Here is a 19,065-nt window from a genome sequence, read left to right as displayed (position 1 = left end):
AAGAATGAATAAAGCAGCACTCAAATCATTTGCCGTATCAGCACGCCAAGAGTTAATTCATAAAGTGTCCTTACGAGCGCAGCTCTTCGGCATTGATGCCAACACTAATACTAAAGTAGAGCGCCAAGGCGAGAAGCTTATGGTCAATAAGCTTGCTTATCCCCTTTCGATGGAAGGAACCTTTGAATCACTGCAGGGTGCATATAAGGATAAAGGATATCAACAGTTGCTTGAAGAAGCGGCCTATATTTGGTTCAATCGTATTATCGCTATCCGCTATATGGAGATTCATGAGTATCTCCCCGAGCGGGTGAACGTGCTTTCCAGTAGTACGGGGAAAGTGGAGCCTGATATCGTGCTCAACTATGCCAGTATGGAGCTTGAGGTCGATAAAACTACTATCCGTAAATTACTTGAAGCGGGCAATCATGAAGATGCCTATCGCAAGCTTTTTATTGCCCAGTGTAATGCCTTGCAACCGATCTTGCCGTTTATGTTTGAGAGGATCGATGATTATACAGAATTGCTATTGCCTGATTTCTTGTTAGACAGTGAATCAGTAATCAATGAGCTTGTGAAGGATGAAGAACTTACTGCTAGCTTTCAGGAAGTCGAAGTGATTGGCTGGTTGTATCAGTATTATATCTCTGAAAAAAAGGATGAAGTTTCCGCAAAATTAAAGAAAAATATTAAAATTATCAAAGAGGACATCCCTGCAGCCACTCAACTTTTTACACCCAACTGGATTGTACGCTACATGGTCGAGAATTCTTTGGGGACCCTGTGGTTAGAAGCCCATCCCGAATCATCAATAAAGCCTGAAATGAGATATTATGTGGAATCAGCCGAACAATCAGAAGAAGTGAAGAAACAACTAGAAGAGCTAAAGAACCCTAAACTATCGCCGGAAAACATCCGTTTGCTAGACCCTGCCTGTGGGTCAGGGCATATTCTGGTCTATGCCTTTGATTTGCTCTATTCCATATATGAAGAGCGGGGCTATGTCGTGAGTGATATTCCAACTCTTATTTTAGAAAAGAACTTATTTGGAATTGATATTGATGACCGTGCAGCCCAACTAGCATCCTTTGCGCTCTTCATGAAAGCGAGAGCGAAATCAAGACGCATTTTCCGCAATCCCCCTCAGATCAATATAATTTCGATTCAAGAGTCGAATGGTTTATTAGATGAGGGAGTAGTTCCGCTTATTGCGGAAAATGAAGATGAAGTAATGCAATTAGAATTGCTTTTGCGAACATTTATTGATGCTAAGAATTATGGCAGTATTTTAAAGCCTATTCAGATCGATTTTAACAAGTATTTAACTAAAGTAGAACGGTTAAAGGCTCAGCTTAACGAGAACTTATTTGTGAATAACGAGAGAAATCTATTGTCGAGACTTGAACAACTATTATCGCAGGCTATGACCCTTGCTGACCGATATGAAATTGTCATTACCAACCCCCCTTATATGGGCAATAAAGGAATGAATTCAAAGCTGTCAGAGCATCTGAGAGAAAACTACAAAAATAGTAAAGCAGATTTATTCGCTGTATTTATGGAACGTATGGAATCGTTTGTTAAACCTTTTGGCTTCCATGTTTCTGTCACGATGCAATCTTGGATGTTCTTATCTTCATATGAAGATTATCGAAAGCATCTGCTGCAAGAATTTTCGATTTTGAATATGACACATATGGGGAATAACGTTATGGGAATTGCATTTGGAACATGCGCTACAATACTAAGGAGTATTAAAAAACAAGTTGGCGTATTTAATTATGTAGAATTGGAGGATTTAGTTGAGGGAATTCCTAGCGTTTTTCCAGTAAAGAAAAATCGATATGCAATAGTAAGCTCGGAAAGATTCTTAGATATACCTGGATCGCCAATTGCTTATTGGAGTTCAGATCAGGTTCGGAAAATATTCAAGGAATTTTTGACATTAGATGAACTAGCAGAGGCAAGGAAAGGGATGGAAACTGGTGATAATGATCAGTTTTTAAGATTTTGGTTCGAAGTAAATATGCAAAAAATAGGGTTTGACTCTGAGGATTATAAGGAGGCATTAATTAGTAAAAGAAAGTGGTTCCCATATAATAAAGGTGGTACATTTAGAAAGTGGTACGGAAATCAGGAATATGTTGTTAACTGGGAAAATGACGGACAATGGATTAAAAACTTCAATCGCTCCATTATTAGAAACAAAAGCTACTTCTTTCGCCAAGGAATTACTTGGTCTGATGTTAGTTCAAGTTATTTTGGTGTTAGATTTCTCCCTAAAGGATTCTTATTCGATAACTCGGGTTCGATGGCGTTTCCTAGTAATGATGAATACGAATTATTACTGGGGTTTATGTGTTGTCATATTTCTGTAGAAATGCTAAAGATCTTGAATCCTACCATGCATTCCCAAGTTGGTAACATTAAGAATCTCCCTGTAATAATACCTCACTCTAAAATCGAAATACGATCAAAGGTAAACGAGAATATTTCAATTTCACGGTTAGATTGGAATTCCTCTGAAATATCATGGGATTTTATTAGGCATCCATGGTTGTGTCATGAAGAGGAAATTCCTAAACTCTCGGATACTTATTCAAGATGGATTAACGAAGCAGATAACAGGTTCACCCAGCTTAAATCCAACGAAGAATCCCTAAATCGTATTTTTATTGAACAATACGGACTCCAAGATGAGATGACGCCCGAAGTCCCAGATGAAGAAGTAACCGTACGTAAAGCTGATCGCCTGCGTGATAGCAAATCATTCTTATCGTACTTCATCGGCTGCGTCATGGGTAGATACTCGCTCGATCTTGAGGGGCTTGCATATGCTGGTGGTGATTTTGATGCATCAAACTATCACAAATTCACTCCTAACAGGAATGGCTTAATTCTTTTAACAGATGACGCCTATTTTGAAAATGATATCATCTCTCATCTAAAAACATTTCTATCTGTCACTTTTAGTGAAGATACCGTCGAAGAAAATCTTGCTTGGATTGCTGAATCACTCACCCAGAGGAATAATGAATCGACTGAGGAGAGAATCAGACGTTATTTCCTGGACGAGTTCTTCAAAGACCATTGTCAAATTTATCAGAAGCGTCCCATCTACTGGCTCGTTGATTCAGGCAGTGCCAAAGGGTTACGTACGCTCATCTACCTACATCGCTATCAACCAGATACCTTAGCTACAATTCGTTTCGAACAATTGCAAGAAATCCAAGCCAAGTATAGCAACGAGATCGATACTTTGGAAATGCGTTTGGTTAACCCATCCTTGAGCGCTGTGGAAAAGCGGGCCTTTGAGAAAAAGAAAGAACTCTTCCGTAGGCGGATTGAAGAGTTAATCGATTTTGATAAAGTCTTAGCAGTATATGCCAATGCTCAAATTGCCCTAGACTTAGATGACGGCGTGAAAGTAAACTACGCGAAACTACAGAAGGTCCTTGCTAAGATATAGGGGTTGGAACAGCGGTCGAATTCGGGAAAGGGCTGAGTAAGAGATGGATTTGATACAGTCACTGCGCGAGAAAATTACTCAAGAGAACGATGCTAAACCACGCGCCATTCTTTTCTGGTATGACGCCAGTGAACAGATGGACTTTGCTGAGTTGGAACTAGAGTTTGTGGCAGAAGCAATGGAAGTACGACGCATAACACAAAATAACTTCTTTCGTCTCAAATATGACATAGAAATTAAACATCCCCATACCTCCTTTATTCTCTATGCCTCCTTTCCTCGTCCAAGGGATGATAAGAATTACTTACTGGATATACTGCTTTATGGAGCGGAGTTTAAGTCGGACGAGATTGCTATGGTCGTCGAGGAACTGCAGGTAGAGGATCATGTCATCCGCCCTATGGTGGAGGACTTTGCTGCGTTCTTTAAAGGTAAAGAGCGCAAGCAGAAGTTAAAGCGTATTTTACCTGCAAAAGCAGATCAGAAGATGGTTGAAAGCGCGATGATTGCTGTCCTTATCGGTTCCCCCTCGCTGACCATACCCGATATTACCCAGCAGCTCTTATACTTAGGACTAGATTCAACTAACAATGAGGGCTTAAAAAAGGTGGCTAAGTTCTTCTCCCTCGATCGCATGTGGAAGTTAATTCTACCCCACTTTGGAATCGCGATCGATGAGGTCGGTAATCCTTTATTAAACTTAATGGAAATTACGATTTATCAACATTTTGCTAGTGCTGCACTTATTGATCCCCCTTTGATACAGAGCTTAGATTCGACCTTGCCAAATACCTGTGCTCTCTTTATTGAGGACTGGTTTCGGGAAGAAAAGCCGAAGGTAGAGAAATTAGAGGGATATATTAAAGAGTTTGAATCTAAGTACAGGATACCCGAGCAGCTCATTGCAAAACCACTAGAGGCCTATGATCGTACTTCGACATTCCCTTCGACAGAGGGGCTACTAATCGAGCAAATGATCGATCAGATTAGGCATCAAACGGCTGATCTTCGTGCCTGGAGCGAGCGAATTAATGCTCACAGACAGACCCATTGGGGGAAAAAGGAGAAACTAGCCGGTTACTATGATGTGTTGAGTCATGTGATTAAACTTACTGAACTAAAAATGCTGGTCAAGAAGTTTGCTTCTAATTCTTCGTCATGGGATAGTTTCTTAAGTCTTTACGCAGATGAATGGTATAAAATTGACCAAATTTATCGTCACTTAATGCAAAATTATTTACATATAGAACAAAAGGAGTTGCTATACCCTTTAATCGAACAACTGACCAATTGGTATGAAAATGTGTATCTTGTGCGTATGGCAGAAGAAACTAATGCTTGGTTATGTGAAGGAACGGTCGAGTCCAAGGGTAAGATGTTGAAGCAGGAACAGTTCTTTACTGATAAGATTCGCCCAGTTATAAACAAGGAACAGACAAAGATTTTCGTGATCATTTCCGATGCCTTTCGCTATGAGGTGGGGCGTGATCTAACAGATCAGCTCAATCAACGCATCAATGGAGAGGCATCAATTCAACCCATGAAGGTTAGTTTGCCGAGTTATACCCAACTGGGAATGGCGTGTCTGTTGCCCCACCGTGAAATGCGTATTGATGAAGGTGGAACAGTCTATGTCGATGAAAAATCAACCCGTGGGATAATCAACCGAGAAGCTATTTTACAAGCGTATTGTCCTGAAGCCGTTTGTTATCGTCTAGGGGATTTCATGGATTGGTCGCCTAGTGAGGCTGATGAGAAGTTCAAGCGCAAACGTTTGGTTTATTTATATCATGATGTAATTGATGCGACGGGGGATACAGCAAAAACCGAGCGTGAGACGTATGAAGCGGTCGAACGAACGATTGCGGCCTTAAAGGATGCGGTGGACAAGCTCTCTCGTCTTCAGGCTAAGCGGATCTTTATTACCGCTGACCACGGCTTTTTATTTCAATATAATAAAGTGGAAGCGGACGCTAAGGTCAAGGCGGTCACCGGTGAAATCTATGATAAGAATCGACGCTTCGCTTTAGGAAAGGGCTTAACTGTTCCGGAAGGGGCTATTCGCCTACCAGAAGAAGCAGTCATCCTTAATTGTGAGGCAGTGATCACTAAAGGGTTAAACCGTTTTATCGGAGCAGGGGGGTTGCAATTCATTCACGGTGGAGCCATGCCCCAAGAAATGGTTATTCCATTGATTGATTATCGCCGCACTGCCGATGCCGAGCTGGTCGACATCAATGTGGCAACTCCAGATAAGATCATTACGAACTATCGACAACAGGTAACTTTCTACCAAGAGAAAAGGATATCCAACGATGTATTGCTACGACAAGTTAAGATGGCTTTTTATAAGAATGGCGAGAGAACTTCTAATGAAGTGATCTATACGTTTGACTTAACGGGCGAGGCGATGGAGCGGAATGTCTCAGTTTTATTCACCTTGGCAGAAGGTCATTATGCGCTAGGAGAAACATGCACGTTAAGGATTGAGACGATTCGAGCGGGTAAGGTCGAGCTTTATCGTGATGAAGTGTTCACACTCAGAATGTACCAGGCGCTTTATTAAGAAGTAACATATAAAAATAATTTGGCAAAGGCAAATAAAGATCATCCAACGTGCAAGATCTGATTTTCGACGGGGTAGGGGGTACAACTGTTGATTAAAGTTGGTGATATCATCCAAGGTCCCTATTGGGCGGAAACAGTAGAAATAAAGAAATGTGAACCCATCGATAAGATCCTCTTCTTAGTAGAGGCTATTGGTCGCCAGACGAGAGAGTATTATGAAAGCTATCTGGAGTTAGAACAGCTTGAGTCGTTAGAATTATTACAAGAAAACCTTAATCCTGTTGCTACCCTCGATCAAATCAGTCATTACTTACGGTACCATGTTCTCAAGCTAGATGAACGATATTCTAAGTCAAGGATGCGAGGAAACCAACAGATTATACCTTTACCCCATCAAATTGAAGCTGTTTACAGCCGAATGTTGCAAACCCCACAGGTGCGTTTTTTGCTGGCGGATGACCCAGGTGCAGGAAAAACAATTATGGCGGGAATGCTTATTCGAGAATTATTGGCTAGACAAAGTGTCGAGAGAATCCTGATTCTTGTACCCCCCCTGGTGCTCCCTCAATGGCAAGAAGAGTTAAGTGAGAAGTTTGGTGAAGAGTTTAAGATCATTTCTCGCACTACGCTACGTGAATCTGGTAATCTCAATCCATTTGATCAACACGACAATTGCCTGGCCTCACTTTACTGGGCAATGCGTGAGGATGTCAAAAACTATTTGATCCGTTCTAAATTCGATCTGATCATTGTGGATGAAGCGCATAAAATGGCGGCCTACACTCATGGGGTAAAGCAGCGAAAAATTCAAAGAACTAAGATGTATCAACTTGGGGAAGTGCTCTTGCGAAATGCAGAACACTGTTTGTTATTAACGGCTACCCCGCATAAGGGAGATAAAGAGAACTTTCGCCACTTAATGAACCTCATAGACCATGATCTGTTTTCGAACCTCAATACCAGCGACTCTTTGTATGAGAAAACCAATCCCTTTATCATTCGTCGCTTGAAAGAGTCTATGGTCACCTTTGATGGTACGCCCTTATTTCCTAAGCGGACCACTCAAACCTTAGCCTTTAATTTGTCCATTGATGAATTAGAGTTATATAACGATGTCACGTCCTATGTCAGTGAGCATTTTAACCGGGCCAAAAAGAATAATAATCACAGTACGGCATTTGCTATGATGCTCTTGCAACGAAGGCTGAGCTCGTCTATTGAGGCGATTTATTTATCGTTGGTACGGCGTAAAGAACGGCTTGAAGATGTCCTGAAAAACGAGCTGAAACAAGTCCGTGTTTTCTCCATTGAGGAGTATGAAGAGGCCACAGTTGAAGAACAAGATGAACTAGAGGGCGTTGCGGAGGGCGAAACGGATGCGATTGACCTCTATGAATTGCAGCTAGAAATCAATGAATTGACGGATTTAATTAGAAAGGCCAATGGAGTTCGCTTGAGTGATGTGGAGCGAAAATATCAAGAGTTAGAATCTACCTTGTTTGGACCAGAGGGCCTTTTAGCCAAAGGAGAAAAAATTCTTCTTTTTTCGGAGGCCAAAGATACCCTGAATTATTTAGAACGGCGCTTACTTGATCGGGTACCATCGGTGGCAAAAATTGTAGGGGATTTCTCAATGGATCGACGTCGGGAAGAAATTGAAAAGTTCCGGGGTGACGTCCAGATTATGTTGGCAACCGATGCTGGTGGAGAATCAATCAACCTTCAATTTTGTAATCAGTTGATTAATTACGATGTTCCATGGAATCCGAACAGACTCGAGCAGCGTATGGGGCGTATTCATAGAATTGGGCAAAGGAACGAAGTCTTTGTCTTTAACCTTGTGGCAGTGAACACTCGCGAAGGGGAAGTCATGAAACGTCTATTAGAGAAGCTTGAGCAAATGCGCGTTGATCTAGGCCAGGAGCTTGTCTACGATTTCATTGGAGAAGTTCTGGAAGAAGAGGAGATTGATCTGGCAAGCCTCATGGAAAAAGCTATTTCTGGAAGAGAAAATCTTGATGATCTGATCGCTCAGATGGAAAAACGTTTATCAGAAGAACATCGCCGGCTCCTGGAACAAGCTCGAGAAGAGCGGCTCGATGATCAAAGCTTTGATCTCCCAGGAGTGAGGCGTTCCTATAATGAATTATCCCTGGAAAGCATACCTGCGCGTGTCTACGGACAGTTTGCTTTAGAACAATTACAGTCAACACGTTTGAAATTGAATCTATCAAATGATAAGTCTATCATTCGTATAGATCGTATTCCTAAATCTGTGCGAGACTTTAGCAAAAAGCATAAGATCCATTTCAGTGATGAAGGAACGTACCGGTTTACGGTCAAGGAAGATAAAGAGACTGAAGATTTATTACTTTTAGCCAATGATCATCCACTCTATAAGTTAGCCTTGGCTTATGCCGAGCAAGATGTCCAACGAATATCACTGCCGACTTGCAGTATAAGGTGTAAAGTGAACGAACCTATGACTGTTGAGTTGAATGAAATTAGTTTTGTGAATGGGCAAGGACGGGAATTAGAACGCAGCTTGCTGTTGCTGGCCAAGCGGGCTAATGGTGCCTATATTCGCTTGTCCCCCTATTGGCTGTTTAGTGACACGATCAAGGGGACGGAGATCGGCATATCTGAAGACGAAACCTTTAAGGGAGAAGTCATTAAACAAGCACGTCTACAGTTAATCACATTGCGTCTAGGCCGTGAAGAGTTACTGAATCGCAAAAGTCAATTTTTAAGACGTTCATTTGATACCCAAATGACGACCCTTTATGAGCGCCTGCAAAGATATCAGACTGAAGATGTCGCACATAAAAATAGTGCTCTGATCAACCAGACCATCAGTCAGATTGAGGATCTAGAAGAGCGTCGCCATGATCGATTAGAGGAAATCGAGAGGGAGCGTAGCATACAATTACGTTCTGTGAAAAAGGTAGCACAATTTAAGGTGCAACCCTATGAAGATTCACCCTATAGCCGTTTAATTCCCAATGATTTTGAAAGCATCGTTAAAGATTATGAAACCCACCAAGGCAGGCTTAATCTGAAAAGGATGGATGCATATGGCTTGGTTGATTTTATCAGCGAAGATACTGAAGGTGTTAGTCGATATATTATCTTGACGTCGAATGAAGGGGAGCTTAGCCAAGATTTAATGGAGCAGGATTATGGTTTGATTAGGGAGCATGTTTATGTTTATAGGGTGGCGGGTGAGAGGATCGCTTATGAGGTGCGATTAATTGATATTATTTGATTCAGGCGGGATACCTGTGTTGTTTCACTTTGGCGGTTGGGGCATTGTATAGAAGCTTGTTTTCAATTGAATTGATGCCCAAACGCAACACCACAAAGGTATTACAAAGTAAATAAGGCACAAAGTTGAGTCGTTTTAAGAGATATTAGGAACTGAAATTTTGCAAGCGTATTATGATTGTTAGAGGAGGAATAGCGTTGAATTTTAAAGAATCACAATTAATAACATACGCAACGCCGCTTAGTGCAACTGAGGAAGAACGTTGTAAAAACGCAATTCGTATGATTAGAGACGCAATGAAATTGGTGGGATATACCGATAACAACAAAGAAATTCGTTCCTATGAAACTGACACATGGGCATTCTCATTAGACCTGCATGGTGACATGGGCAAGAAAATTGTTTTGCTGGTACAGGGCTCATATGCAAATAATACGAATATCCGTACTCAGAGTGACGTGGATGTTGCTGTTATTCTAGAGTCAACGTTTATTCCGGAATACAGAATTGAAGTAACAAAAAAGAGTTATAATTTTACTGATGGCACGTTCACTGCGCAGAAACTAAAAGACGAAGTTGAGTCTGCCTTAAAGAGGAAATTCAACGGTGAGGGTGTTGAACGCAAGGATAAATCTATTAAGGTTCATGGTAATAGTTATCGGGTGGATGCTGATGTTGTACCAGCTTATCGATTTAGAGATTATCGTGAAGATTATCACTTTGATGCCAATAATTATGTGGGTGGTATAGAAATAAGGCCAGACAGTGGGGGAAATATTATCAATTACCCTGAACAACATATTAAAAATGGTAGAGCTAAAAATAATGCTACAAACTATTGCTTTAAAAAGCACGTCCGTATTATGAAGAAAATGAAACAATTAATGCTTGATTACGAATATTCAAGTCCTAAAAATGTGTCATCTTTCGGGTTGGAATCCTTGCTTTGGAACATTCCAAATGCTGTTTACGCAAAATATCCTTCTGTCTATAGATACACATTTGATGAACTGATCATCCATCTTAGAGGTGACTTTGACAATTTTGGCACATGCAAGGAAGCAAATGGTATCAAAACGCTGTTTCCGACTACCTCAGACAGAGAGAATTATAAAACCTTTATAATAGCATTGAGTGACTTTTACCAATATGATATTCAGGAAGCCTAACTATGAGCGATAAACAGAAAGGATATATAAAATCTATCATAGTATTCGCTATCCTAGTGTTTTCCCTATGTTGTTACATAAAAGAACCAATCGTTTTTGCTAATTACACCAGTTATGCTGGATACGCTATAACTAGTACAACGTTACTATCAATCATTTATGTTAAATGGGGATGGCGTTGGAATCCTTTGGAGAAAATTCCGAGATTAAATCAAAATTACATCGGAAAGATAGAATACCGCTATAATGGTGTAGACGGAGAAAAGGCTACCAATATTCCGTTAAGCAAAGTTTATTTTCTACTCGTATTAAAATAATTACAGATGAAATAACAAGTGCATCGATATCTAGTGAGATAATCGAGGAAAATGGAGCCTATGTGATGTACTACACATACATAACGAACCCCAAAGGCAGACATGGTTATGAAAATCCCATGCAATATGGGACATGCAGAATCGAGTTAGACGATGTCGATCAACTAACCGGAAGATACTGGACTTCAAGAAATACAACAGGTGATATATATTTGAATTCCCGGCACAATCCCTCCCGGCCGGTCGGATTTGTTTCGTGATCCGACTCCAACACAAGTGGAACCGATTCTAATAATTGTGCGCCTCGAAGGCGCAACCAGGTGACAGGAACTGTCGACTGATTTTGCTTCGTGTTATAAGAAATGAGGGGAGGCCCCTCGGAACCACTATGCAGATGGAGGCTTCATCTTATGTACCCTTTTTCGTTCCTTTTAAATTAAAGAACTTAAACTGATTCATTATTTTCTTCGCAAGTAAAAATATCACTAAATGTAATCCGATTTTTCGAACAGCAAGTAGAACATGGGTAAAAATGTTTTCGGTATGTTGTCATCATCAGATGGACTATTCTGTTGTTCGTTGATAACATAAAATAAACTTTAACACCCTCATCGCTATTCGTGGAACTAGTCGTTCAGCAAAGGTAACTGGAACTCTACGCGGAACCAGATGCGAAAGAGGAGTAGATCCAAGGGCTTTTTCAATCAACAAACAAATTCTGGGTGTTGGTTGGCCAATCGATACAGCTTAACAAAGCATTAATTCGACATCATTTAACTTGCCATTCCCGACTTTAGTAGAGAGTGTGGCCTGATATTCTGTTTACATATGAGACGGACACGTTACGAAGAGGATACGCTGAGTACTGTGTAACAATTCATTAAATCGTATTCGGATTGTGAGAAAGCTGGGTGATAAAGTGGTAAAATACGGTGAAGGCTTAGGATATGAACTAGTAAAAGCTGTAATTGAAGGAGAGATCATTGAGCCAATTACTTTTCAGAAGGTTAAGGACTTTTGTAAAAGAAACGGAATTCCAGCAAGTGAAAATCATATGAGGGTCATACTTTCAAATGCAACGGAAAATACACATAGCCCAACATATAAAGTATATTTTGAACGTATTGGTAAAGGTGAGTATCGGATTCTTCCGAAAAACAGGCGTCAACCAAAGTATTTCTGGCTAAATATTGATTCTAAGGTTTATAATTGGGCCTTTTCAATTGTTAAGGTTGGCAGTAGACAACGTTATTCCAACTTAAACTCTGACAGAGGCAAACGAAAGAATGAAGGCTGCTTTAAGAACATACAGATAGGAGATCTTGTACTTGCGTATGAAACAGGTGAGACTAAAGCAGTTACTGCAATATGTCAAGTAGTGGATAAGTACGAAGAGAAAAATGAAATTTTCGTTGATTTTCAGAAAACCAGAGATTTTAACATATTTCTGGATCTGGATACTTTAAGGATAATGGAAAAGCTGAGTAATTGCGATATTATTAAGAATCACAGGGGGACGTTACTGGAACTTGAAAGAAAACATTATGACAGCATGGTAAAGATGCTGAATGAATTAAATTTTCAGCTGGATAATCATGATGAACTTAATAGGCAAGTCCAAAAGTCATTGGCGGATGGAAGTGAGGAGAGAAAGAAACGATTAGAAAGTAGAACGGTACTTATCCCTGAAACGCATGTGACAATATCAATAGTGTTTAAACGTAATCCTGATGTAATTGCAGAGGTTCTTGTCAGAGCAAACGGGGTTTGTGAAAAGTGTAAAAAACCAGCACCGTTTATTAGGAGATCTGACGGTACTCCATATCTTGAAGTTCATCACATTATAAGATTAACAGATGGCGGTGAAGATACCGTTGATAATGCAATAGCTGTTTGCCCGAATTGTCATAGAGAAGTACATTCGGGATAATAATTCATTTATATAGATACCTGTATCAAATATTCAAAGCTGTGAGCCATATTGTTAAGCAAGTTAATTGGGTAACAATATTCAAATATAAAAGCACCCGCTTGCCTGCCCGCATTCGAGTGCTTTTGTGTAGCCTTTCGGTTACAGCTTAAGTTTGCCAGAACAGATGTTCCATTACAAGGCTTTTATATTATTTTCATTAACCTTTAAACATGGCTAGGAACCCCCCAAATTTACTGAAGGTAATCCCAAAAAACTCCGAAGCTTTACTTAAATCCATAACAATCCATTCTCCAGATTTATGAGCTTCCAAATCCTCAGGAAGTTCTTTTAATATTCGGTCGGCCTCCCACGTTTGGCCAGCGTTGAATCGAAGCTGATTATGTTTTTTGCTAATATCAAAGGCCTTACGATTGATTTGCCATGCGGTTTTGATTTTCTTAATCGCCTGGGAACCAGTGACCTTTTCGGAGAAATAATCATCGAGGGTCAGTATGCGTACATAGTTTGGAACCTCAGAGGAGTGTTCCGAGATAATTTCATCTAAGATTTTTGAGGATACTTCCAAAATATCTGGAGCTTCTTGATCTTCATCATTCTTTAGGACATCTAACAACTCGGGAATTTTCGCAATCATTCTCCTTAAATACTCTCGGTAAAAGGCTGTTCCGATATTTCTTTGAACACGCCTCACAGTACTTGTTCTCATGAGCTCGGTATTTTTAAGTCCGGCTTGAACGTGACAAATGACTGTTCTCCGGACAACCTCGGCAGCAACAGCTTTTACATCTTCGTTGGCGCTGATTACCACGGCTGGATAGGTAGTTATATTATCGACCACTCCAAAATCATCGTTTTTTATGGTCTCAATTGCGTGTTGTGAGAATCGTGCCTGTGTGAGGTCATCTACAATGATCGGAGCACCCTGAACTGTTCTTTTTAACCCATCAATCGTTGATCGTGTAAAATCAGGAGCTGAGATTTTGGTCTTTTGTCCAATCATCATTTTTAATAGTGTTTCTAAAAAAGTTGTCTTCCCAGCTTTACTTTGACCATACACTAAACCAAAAACAGGGTAGGGCAGGAGGTTCTGGTTATATTTCACTGCCATATCCCGCATAATGGCCATAAATGGCGTTGTGAAAAACCAATTCGCGAAAGCATAGTATTTAGATTGCATCCCTTCGGTATCACCATGAAATTTTTGATATCCCGCCATGTACTCAAGAAACAAATCCACATCATTTCGGATTTCCTTTGTCGTCGGGCTTAAATCTAATTTAGTTTCATTAAGAGTAACCTGCATGAGTGGAATATCTATGAACAGTTGAGGATGTTGGCTCCGTAACTCCTTTTCCTGCACAGCAGCGCCGATCAGTCTACGCCTAGTTTGCACGACAATCTCAGGCGACAAGATTTGCTTTCCTTTTTTATCGGGTTTAGGCATAAATGGAGTGAATTTATTGGCTAAGTTTTTTACATCAAGAACGAATTTGACATCGTCTTTATACTCTGTGTCGGGTTCGATGACCAAGGCCTTTTTCAATTGGATTGTTCTCATAATCGGAATCTCGTCAACCTTCTCCAAATCATCTGCAACTGTTAGTGAAGGAATTGAGATATTATCAGAACTCATTTCCTTCAATTCATTAAAACTATTTTTATACCAGTCAAAGGCCTTATCTCCATCGATATAGCTAATGTTTTCCCTTTGCTTTCCAGAAAAAGCGGAATAGGACATATTGGCAGAGCCGGTAATGACACGCTTTTTCCCATCAGTAGATTCGAGCAGATAAATCTTTTCGTGGGATAATTTCTTTCGAGCTACAAACATTTTCAAAGAACCGTTATCTATTTTGGCAACCAAATCAATCTTAGTTTTACTCGATGTTAATCTCAAACGTTCGATTGTTTTCAATTGGTGAGCCATGATTTCCTGTAAACTATAGGTCATTACATCCTCAAACCCAAAGATAACTTCGGCATATTGGAATGTCTCCAATAAATCACAGATAAACTTCATCCCAGAGGAATAGGTGATGGCATACATTTTATCAAAACCTTTGAATAAATCCTTCCACTGCACACTTTTTGCTTCGACAAACTCCATCTGTACTACATCAATTCGATTACCGGATCGCGAAGGTTCGCTAAAAAGGTTTATTTCAGTATCTTGTTCTAAAGGATCGAAAAGGCTTGCGCTCATTCACTCATTTTCCTTTCAGCTATGTAGTAAATCTAGAAATCCTTCTAATTTTGGATTACTTAATTTTTGATAACCAAGATATCCCTTCACAAGGAAGGGGCGCTTGCCAAATAAATGGCATAAAGGCGTGGTGAAGTTACGGGACCTTGCAGCTAAACTAATGGGGATTGAACATTATGGGTGTATGGTTAGAAGTCAAAATATTCATACTTTATGCGTCCTAATTGTATCACATCGAAAAGACAATAAAATGATCAATGGCAACTGTATGCTTGCATGTTCAAAAATTTGTCAACGTAAGGTGATTGTACTTAAATCTAAGGTGGTGGATTGAAATGGCAATTGAGAACTGGCAAAAATTATTGGAATACATAAGCTATTTCGAGGATGAGAGTCTTGATTTGTATATGTCGCACAGGCCATCTGAAACCAACGATGGTGTGCTCGAAATGGATTACCCAATTTACGATGAAAAACTACATAGCTTTATCAAGGACGTCTATGATAGTGATTTGCTAATTAATAACTACTTCGATTATCTGGAAAAAAATCAGATCGACACTGGCAAAATAAACATTTATATTGCAGAAGCCGATATTCAACTCCTGCGGGCAATTCTCACACATTCTGTTCGTGGGGAAAGGTTTTGTGATGGGTTTTGGGGACAGGTGATAAAGGAGAAGATTTTCTTAAATGTTTTATATAGACTACGGGAGTTATCAGGCTTAAAGTGATTTTTTTGGCACAAGAAGCCTGGGCTTGACTATTTAAACAGTCAGCTCGGCACGTGAATTCCTTAGTTTAGTAGAGATGTTTAATAGATACGAGATAGAGTGGAATGACAAAAATAGTGGGCATTAGCGAAACAATCTCTTTTATCTCAAATGTAATATGGAAAAGATGGGAGGGGTAACTGTGGTTTCACATGATTCTCTTAAGAAAATGTGTCTGGCACCAGAACTTGGCAAAGCCTATTATCGACCTTTTATCTGCAAGGGTGAGTTATCTAAGGTAGACATATTCTTTGTGGGGATTAACCCAGCGACTCCAATATTCCCTATGGACATGGAAATAGATAAGTACGTCGACTTACTTCTAAACTACGAAGAGTTTATGGATTTTTACAAAGCGAGTAGATTAAGCCAGGATAAGGATGAAGTATCTCGTACCCGAATCGGTATGAATTCATTTTTTTCTTGGCTCTCTAACTATACAGACGCATCGATTCTTGAAACGGATGCTATTCCTTACCCGACTGCCAATCTAAAGGCCCTTAAAAAGGAACCTAAGTTTGTGATAGAGAAAGGTAAGGATATATTTTATAGTTTGGTCACGGAATTTAAGCCAAGCTTGATAATTCTACATGGCAAGAAAACGGTGGATCAGTCAGTTGATATTTTTATTAGTCGAGGATTGATCGCTCCCAATACGATAAATGTTGAACAGTCAATAGTGGGAATGGAGCTGCAAGCTCCGTTGATACAATTCAAATATTCTAATGGAAAGGCGGGAGTAATTATGGCTTGTCGTCACTTCCTATACTACGGAAGTAAAGGAGATTCTTTTGAACCATTTAGGCGAAAGGTATTAGAAATTCTTAAAAGAGACCTTTTTCATTTACTTAAGTAATCAGAAATTCGTGTAGAAAGAGTGAAGTTAAGTACAGAAGAGAAGAAGGAGTAGTAGGATGCAAAACAGATATGTCGGTGATATTGGAGATTTTGGTAAATACCATCTACTAAAAACATTGTGCATGGGAAATAGCACCGAATTGGATTTATCATTGGGAGTCGTTTGGTATCGTGTACCAGATGAAAATCACAACGATGACGGAAAACACATTCGCTATTTAGAGCAGACAACGTCTAATCTAGCACGTTTCAGAAGTGGTGATCCAGCTCTTTATGATTCGCTATCTGAGATCATTAAGGCAGGTAAAAGAGATGTTTCGATAATTCAAAAGTTCAATGTGCTACCAACAAAGACTGTTTTCTATGAGACGCCCCTTAGTTATGAGGGCATGTCTAACAATAGTCCTGCTGCTCGAAACGAACGGATCAGTTACAGAAACCGATGGAGTAGCAAAGCGCTTGAGGCGACGTTGGGGTGCGACGTGATTTTTGTTGATCCTGATAATGGGTTAGAGGTAAAGTCTGTTAAATCTCATCAAAAGACCGGGCCAAAATATACATTCTTTGAAGAATTGGTTCCCTTCGTAAAGCGCGAACAAAGTTTGGTTATCTATCATCATTTATGCCGAAGTGGACCAGCCGAAGTTCAGATGAAAGAAAGGTTAGATCAGTTGAAGGAAAAACTCGGTGTTGATAACATTTTCGCGCTGCTTTACAAGCGAGGTACATTGAGGGCATTCTTCATTGTCCCTTCATCAGAACATATTGGACTATTAAGGGCTAGGGGAATTCGTTTAACTCAGATTTCGCCTTGGAAAGAGCATTTTTTTGTTTTTGACTGACACTTTTTTAATATGAAAGAGGTTAACGCGTTCGAGAATTTTAGTAACTTAGAAATACTATATGGGGGTATTTGAAATGCCCCAGAGGCCATCGTAGACAGCTGCGGTTTTAAGGGCTTACATTTTCATTGGAGTAAGATGAGTAACTGAAACATGAGGCCCAGGAGTCTATGGACTCCTATAACGTGTGTATCTTATGTTTTACTAAAACAACGGAGATGAGGACTGGATAAAGAGGAATAACTAATATAGAACGCTAATCAGAACGATCTCATTGGTAACGAGGCCTGATGCCTAAATATTAAAAAGTAGTTATGTCTATTATGCGACGTGTGACACTGCGCATAAAATTAAGAAGGTTAGCACTGTGTTCTGGGAATTTATAAAATGGGGGATAATGCTTATGGGTTCAATGATCACCTTGGGGATCGATAAATTTGAGATAGATTGGGGAAAGAATAATTCCTTTACAGATCATTCGTGTTTGTTTCAACGATTTGACGTCATGCAAATTCCTTATTATTATGCTGATGATATTGTTGAAATGAAAGAAGGATTCTCACGAAAGTTAGGCTCTCTAAAGAAACGGTTGGATCTGTTGGGGTATTCCTTTCAGTCTTTAAAAAGGAGATATGTAGAGCATCTTCAAATGATGCCTAGCTATTATTCAGAGGTTACAATTTCTTTTGAACAATTTCTTTCAGCTATTAGTTCAATAGACCTTCAAAAAATAGTACTTGACCCTAATTGTTGTTATGATTGTGATTTGGGTGAGTTTGTTAGTCGTTATATTTTTGCTGATCCTGAATTATCCCAATACTTACCAGAAGGTATTACTATTGATAAGGATTTAGGCACTTTTTTTGAAAACTTGGATCCATATATTACGTTAAGGTTACTTGCTGAGAAAGACGAAAATGCAGATTTCCTTGTTCAGTGGCGTTACGCTGATATTGTGGAAGGAGGATGGGTTAGCTTTGACGAGGTGTTCATCCCGCTATCTGATACGTCAAAGATATTAGTCGTTACAGAAGGTTCTTCTGACTCCTTTATTATTAAGCGTTCAATAAATGCGCTTTATCCTGATATCTCGGACTTTTTCTACTTTGTGGATATGGAAGAGAATTATCCATTTACGGGAACAGGCAACCTATTCCGGTTTTGCCAAGGACTATCAAGAATAAAGATACAAAACAATATTCTTGTGATATTTGATAATGATGCAGCGGGAATTGAGAAATTTGAAAAATGTCGAGATTTATCCAGGCCAAAGAATTTGCATATATGCAAGTTGCCCGATCATGAATATTTTTCAAGCTTCAGAACGATAGGCCCGAATGGAGAGTCTGTTGAAGACATTAATGGCTCAGCCGTTGCAATCGAATGCTTTCTGGACATGAGCAAAATTAGTTCAGCTATAAGTTATTTGCGTTGGACATCATACAATCGTGAATTAGATAGGTATCAAGGTGAACTCGAAGGTAAAGACGCACTAGTGCGAGCCTTCAGAGGGTCCAATTTGACAGACGGTAGTTATAATACGGATAGACTTCGGTTTCTTTTGGATTACTTAGTCGATCAATGGGTGACCAATGCTTCTTAAAGCTTCTATTATCAAAACACAAGAACGTAATCTTTAACGTATTGGGAAAGAGTAGAACAGACAGA

12 protein-coding genes are annotated in these 19,065 nt (G+C 39.7%); 11 read left to right on the top strand and 1 reads right to left on the bottom strand.

Going from position 1 to position 19,065, the window contains the following annotated elements; all coding sequences use genetic code 11:
- The first annotated feature begins 4 nt into the window (after nt 1–4).
- The 7 genes from pglX (at nt 5) to JL57_RS34095 (ending at nt 12,718) form a co-directional block, all read left to right on the top strand.
- A complete protein-coding gene (gene pglX / locus JL57_RS10430) occupies nt 5–3,469 on the top strand; it encodes a BREX-1 system adenine-specific DNA-methyltransferase PglX (protein WP_034141986.1) in 3,465 nt (1,154 codons plus the stop codon).
- A 43-nt stretch (nt 3,470–3,512) separates the two neighbouring features.
- Nucleotides 3,513–6,035, top strand: a complete 2,523-nt coding sequence (gene pglZ / locus JL57_RS10425) for a BREX-1 system phosphatase PglZ type A (protein ID WP_034141985.1) — start codon at nt 3,513–3,515, stop codon at nt 6,033–6,035.
- A 90-nt stretch (nt 6,036–6,125) separates the two neighbouring features.
- On the top strand, nt 6,126–9,302 hold the full coding sequence (locus JL57_RS10420; RefSeq protein ID WP_291299940.1) for a helicase-related protein: 3,177 nt from the start codon (nt 6,126–6,128) through the stop codon (nt 9,300–9,302).
- A 197-nt stretch (nt 9,303–9,499) separates the two neighbouring features.
- The gene (locus JL57_RS10415; protein ID WP_291299939.1) at nt 9,500–10,471 is read left to right on the top strand and encodes a nucleotidyltransferase; all 972 of its coding nucleotides are present in this window, start codon (nt 9,500–9,502) and stop codon (nt 10,469–10,471) included.
- A 2-nt stretch (nt 10,472–10,473) separates the two neighbouring features.
- Nucleotides 10,474–10,788 carry a hypothetical protein gene (locus JL57_RS10410; protein WP_034141982.1) on the top strand — a complete coding sequence of 105 codons (315 nt, stop codon included), beginning with the start codon at nt 10,474–10,476 and terminating at the stop codon, nt 10,786–10,788.
- Entirely contained in the window at nt 10,779–11,048 is a 270-nt protein-coding gene (locus JL57_RS36345) for a hypothetical protein (protein WP_366557008.1), read from the top strand. Before JL57_RS10410 ends, JL57_RS36345 begins: the two co-directional genes overlap by 10 nt.
- Before the next feature lie 659 nt (nt 11,049–11,707).
- On the top strand, nt 11,708–12,718 hold the full coding sequence (locus JL57_RS34095) for an HNH endonuclease (protein ID WP_291299938.1): 1,011 nt from the start codon (nt 11,708–11,710) through the stop codon (nt 12,716–12,718).
- A 199-nt stretch (nt 12,719–12,917) separates the two neighbouring features.
- Here JL57_RS34095 and JL57_RS10400 read toward each other — a convergent pair whose 3' ends face one another.
- A complete protein-coding gene (locus JL57_RS10400) occupies nt 12,918–14,924 on the bottom strand; it encodes a restriction endonuclease PLD domain-containing protein (RefSeq protein ID WP_034141981.1) in 2,007 nt (668 codons plus the stop codon).
- A 335-nt stretch (nt 14,925–15,259) separates the two neighbouring features.
- On the opposite strand from JL57_RS10400, the gene JL57_RS10390 reads away from it, so the two are divergent.
- From JL57_RS10390 to JL57_RS10375, 4 genes are all read left to right on the top strand, one after another.
- Nucleotides 15,260–15,658, top strand: coding sequence for a DUF6508 domain-containing protein (locus JL57_RS10390; protein ID WP_034141979.1), 399 nt, complete (start codon nt 15,260–15,262; stop codon nt 15,656–15,658).
- A gap of 181 nt (nt 15,659–15,839) precedes the next feature.
- Nucleotides 15,840–16,553: a hypothetical protein gene (locus JL57_RS10385; RefSeq protein ID WP_034141978.1), complete on the top strand. Its 714-nt coding sequence runs from the start codon at nt 15,840–15,842 to the stop codon at nt 16,551–16,553.
- Between the two features lie 58 nt (nt 16,554–16,611).
- Nucleotides 16,612–17,397, top strand: coding sequence for a hypothetical protein (locus tag JL57_RS10380; RefSeq protein ID WP_034141977.1), 786 nt, complete (start codon nt 16,612–16,614; stop codon nt 17,395–17,397).
- Between the two features lie 403 nt (nt 17,398–17,800).
- The gene (locus tag JL57_RS10375; RefSeq protein ID WP_034141976.1) at nt 17,801–19,000 is read left to right on the top strand and encodes a HEPN/Toprim-associated domain-containing protein; all 1,200 of its coding nucleotides are present in this window, start codon (nt 17,801–17,803) and stop codon (nt 18,998–19,000) included.
- The last annotated feature ends 65 nt before the right edge of the window (nt 19,001–19,065 follow it).

It is taken from the genome of Desulfosporosinus sp. BICA1-9 (assembly GCF_000802135.1).
Note: the sequence above shows the minus strand (reverse complement) of the source record. Positions and strands in the feature narration are given on the sequence as shown.

What these genes read in the sequence shown, in the direction of transcription:
- pglX (WP_034141986.1), top strand. Translation starts at nt 5, where the DNA reads ATGAATAAAGCAGCACTCAAATCATTTGCCGTATCAGCACGCCAAGAG.
- pglZ (WP_034141985.1), top strand. Translation starts at nt 3,513, where the DNA reads ATGGATTTGATACAGTCACTGCGCGAGAAAATTACTCAAGAGAACGAT.
- JL57_RS10410 (WP_034141982.1), top strand. Translation starts at nt 10,474, where the DNA reads ATGAGCGATAAACAGAAAGGATATATAAAATCTATCATAGTATTCGCT.
- JL57_RS10400 (WP_034141981.1), bottom strand. Translation starts at nt 14,924, where the DNA reads ATGAGCGCAAGCCTTTTCGATCCTTTAGAACAAGATACTGAAATAAAC.
- JL57_RS10390 (WP_034141979.1), top strand. Translation starts at nt 15,260, where the DNA reads ATGGCAATTGAGAACTGGCAAAAATTATTGGAATACATAAGCTATTTC.
- JL57_RS10380 (WP_034141977.1), top strand. Translation starts at nt 16,612, where the DNA reads ATGCAAAACAGATATGTCGGTGATATTGGAGATTTTGGTAAATACCAT.
- JL57_RS10375 (WP_034141976.1), top strand. Translation starts at nt 17,801, where the DNA reads ATGGGTTCAATGATCACCTTGGGGATCGATAAATTTGAGATAGATTGG.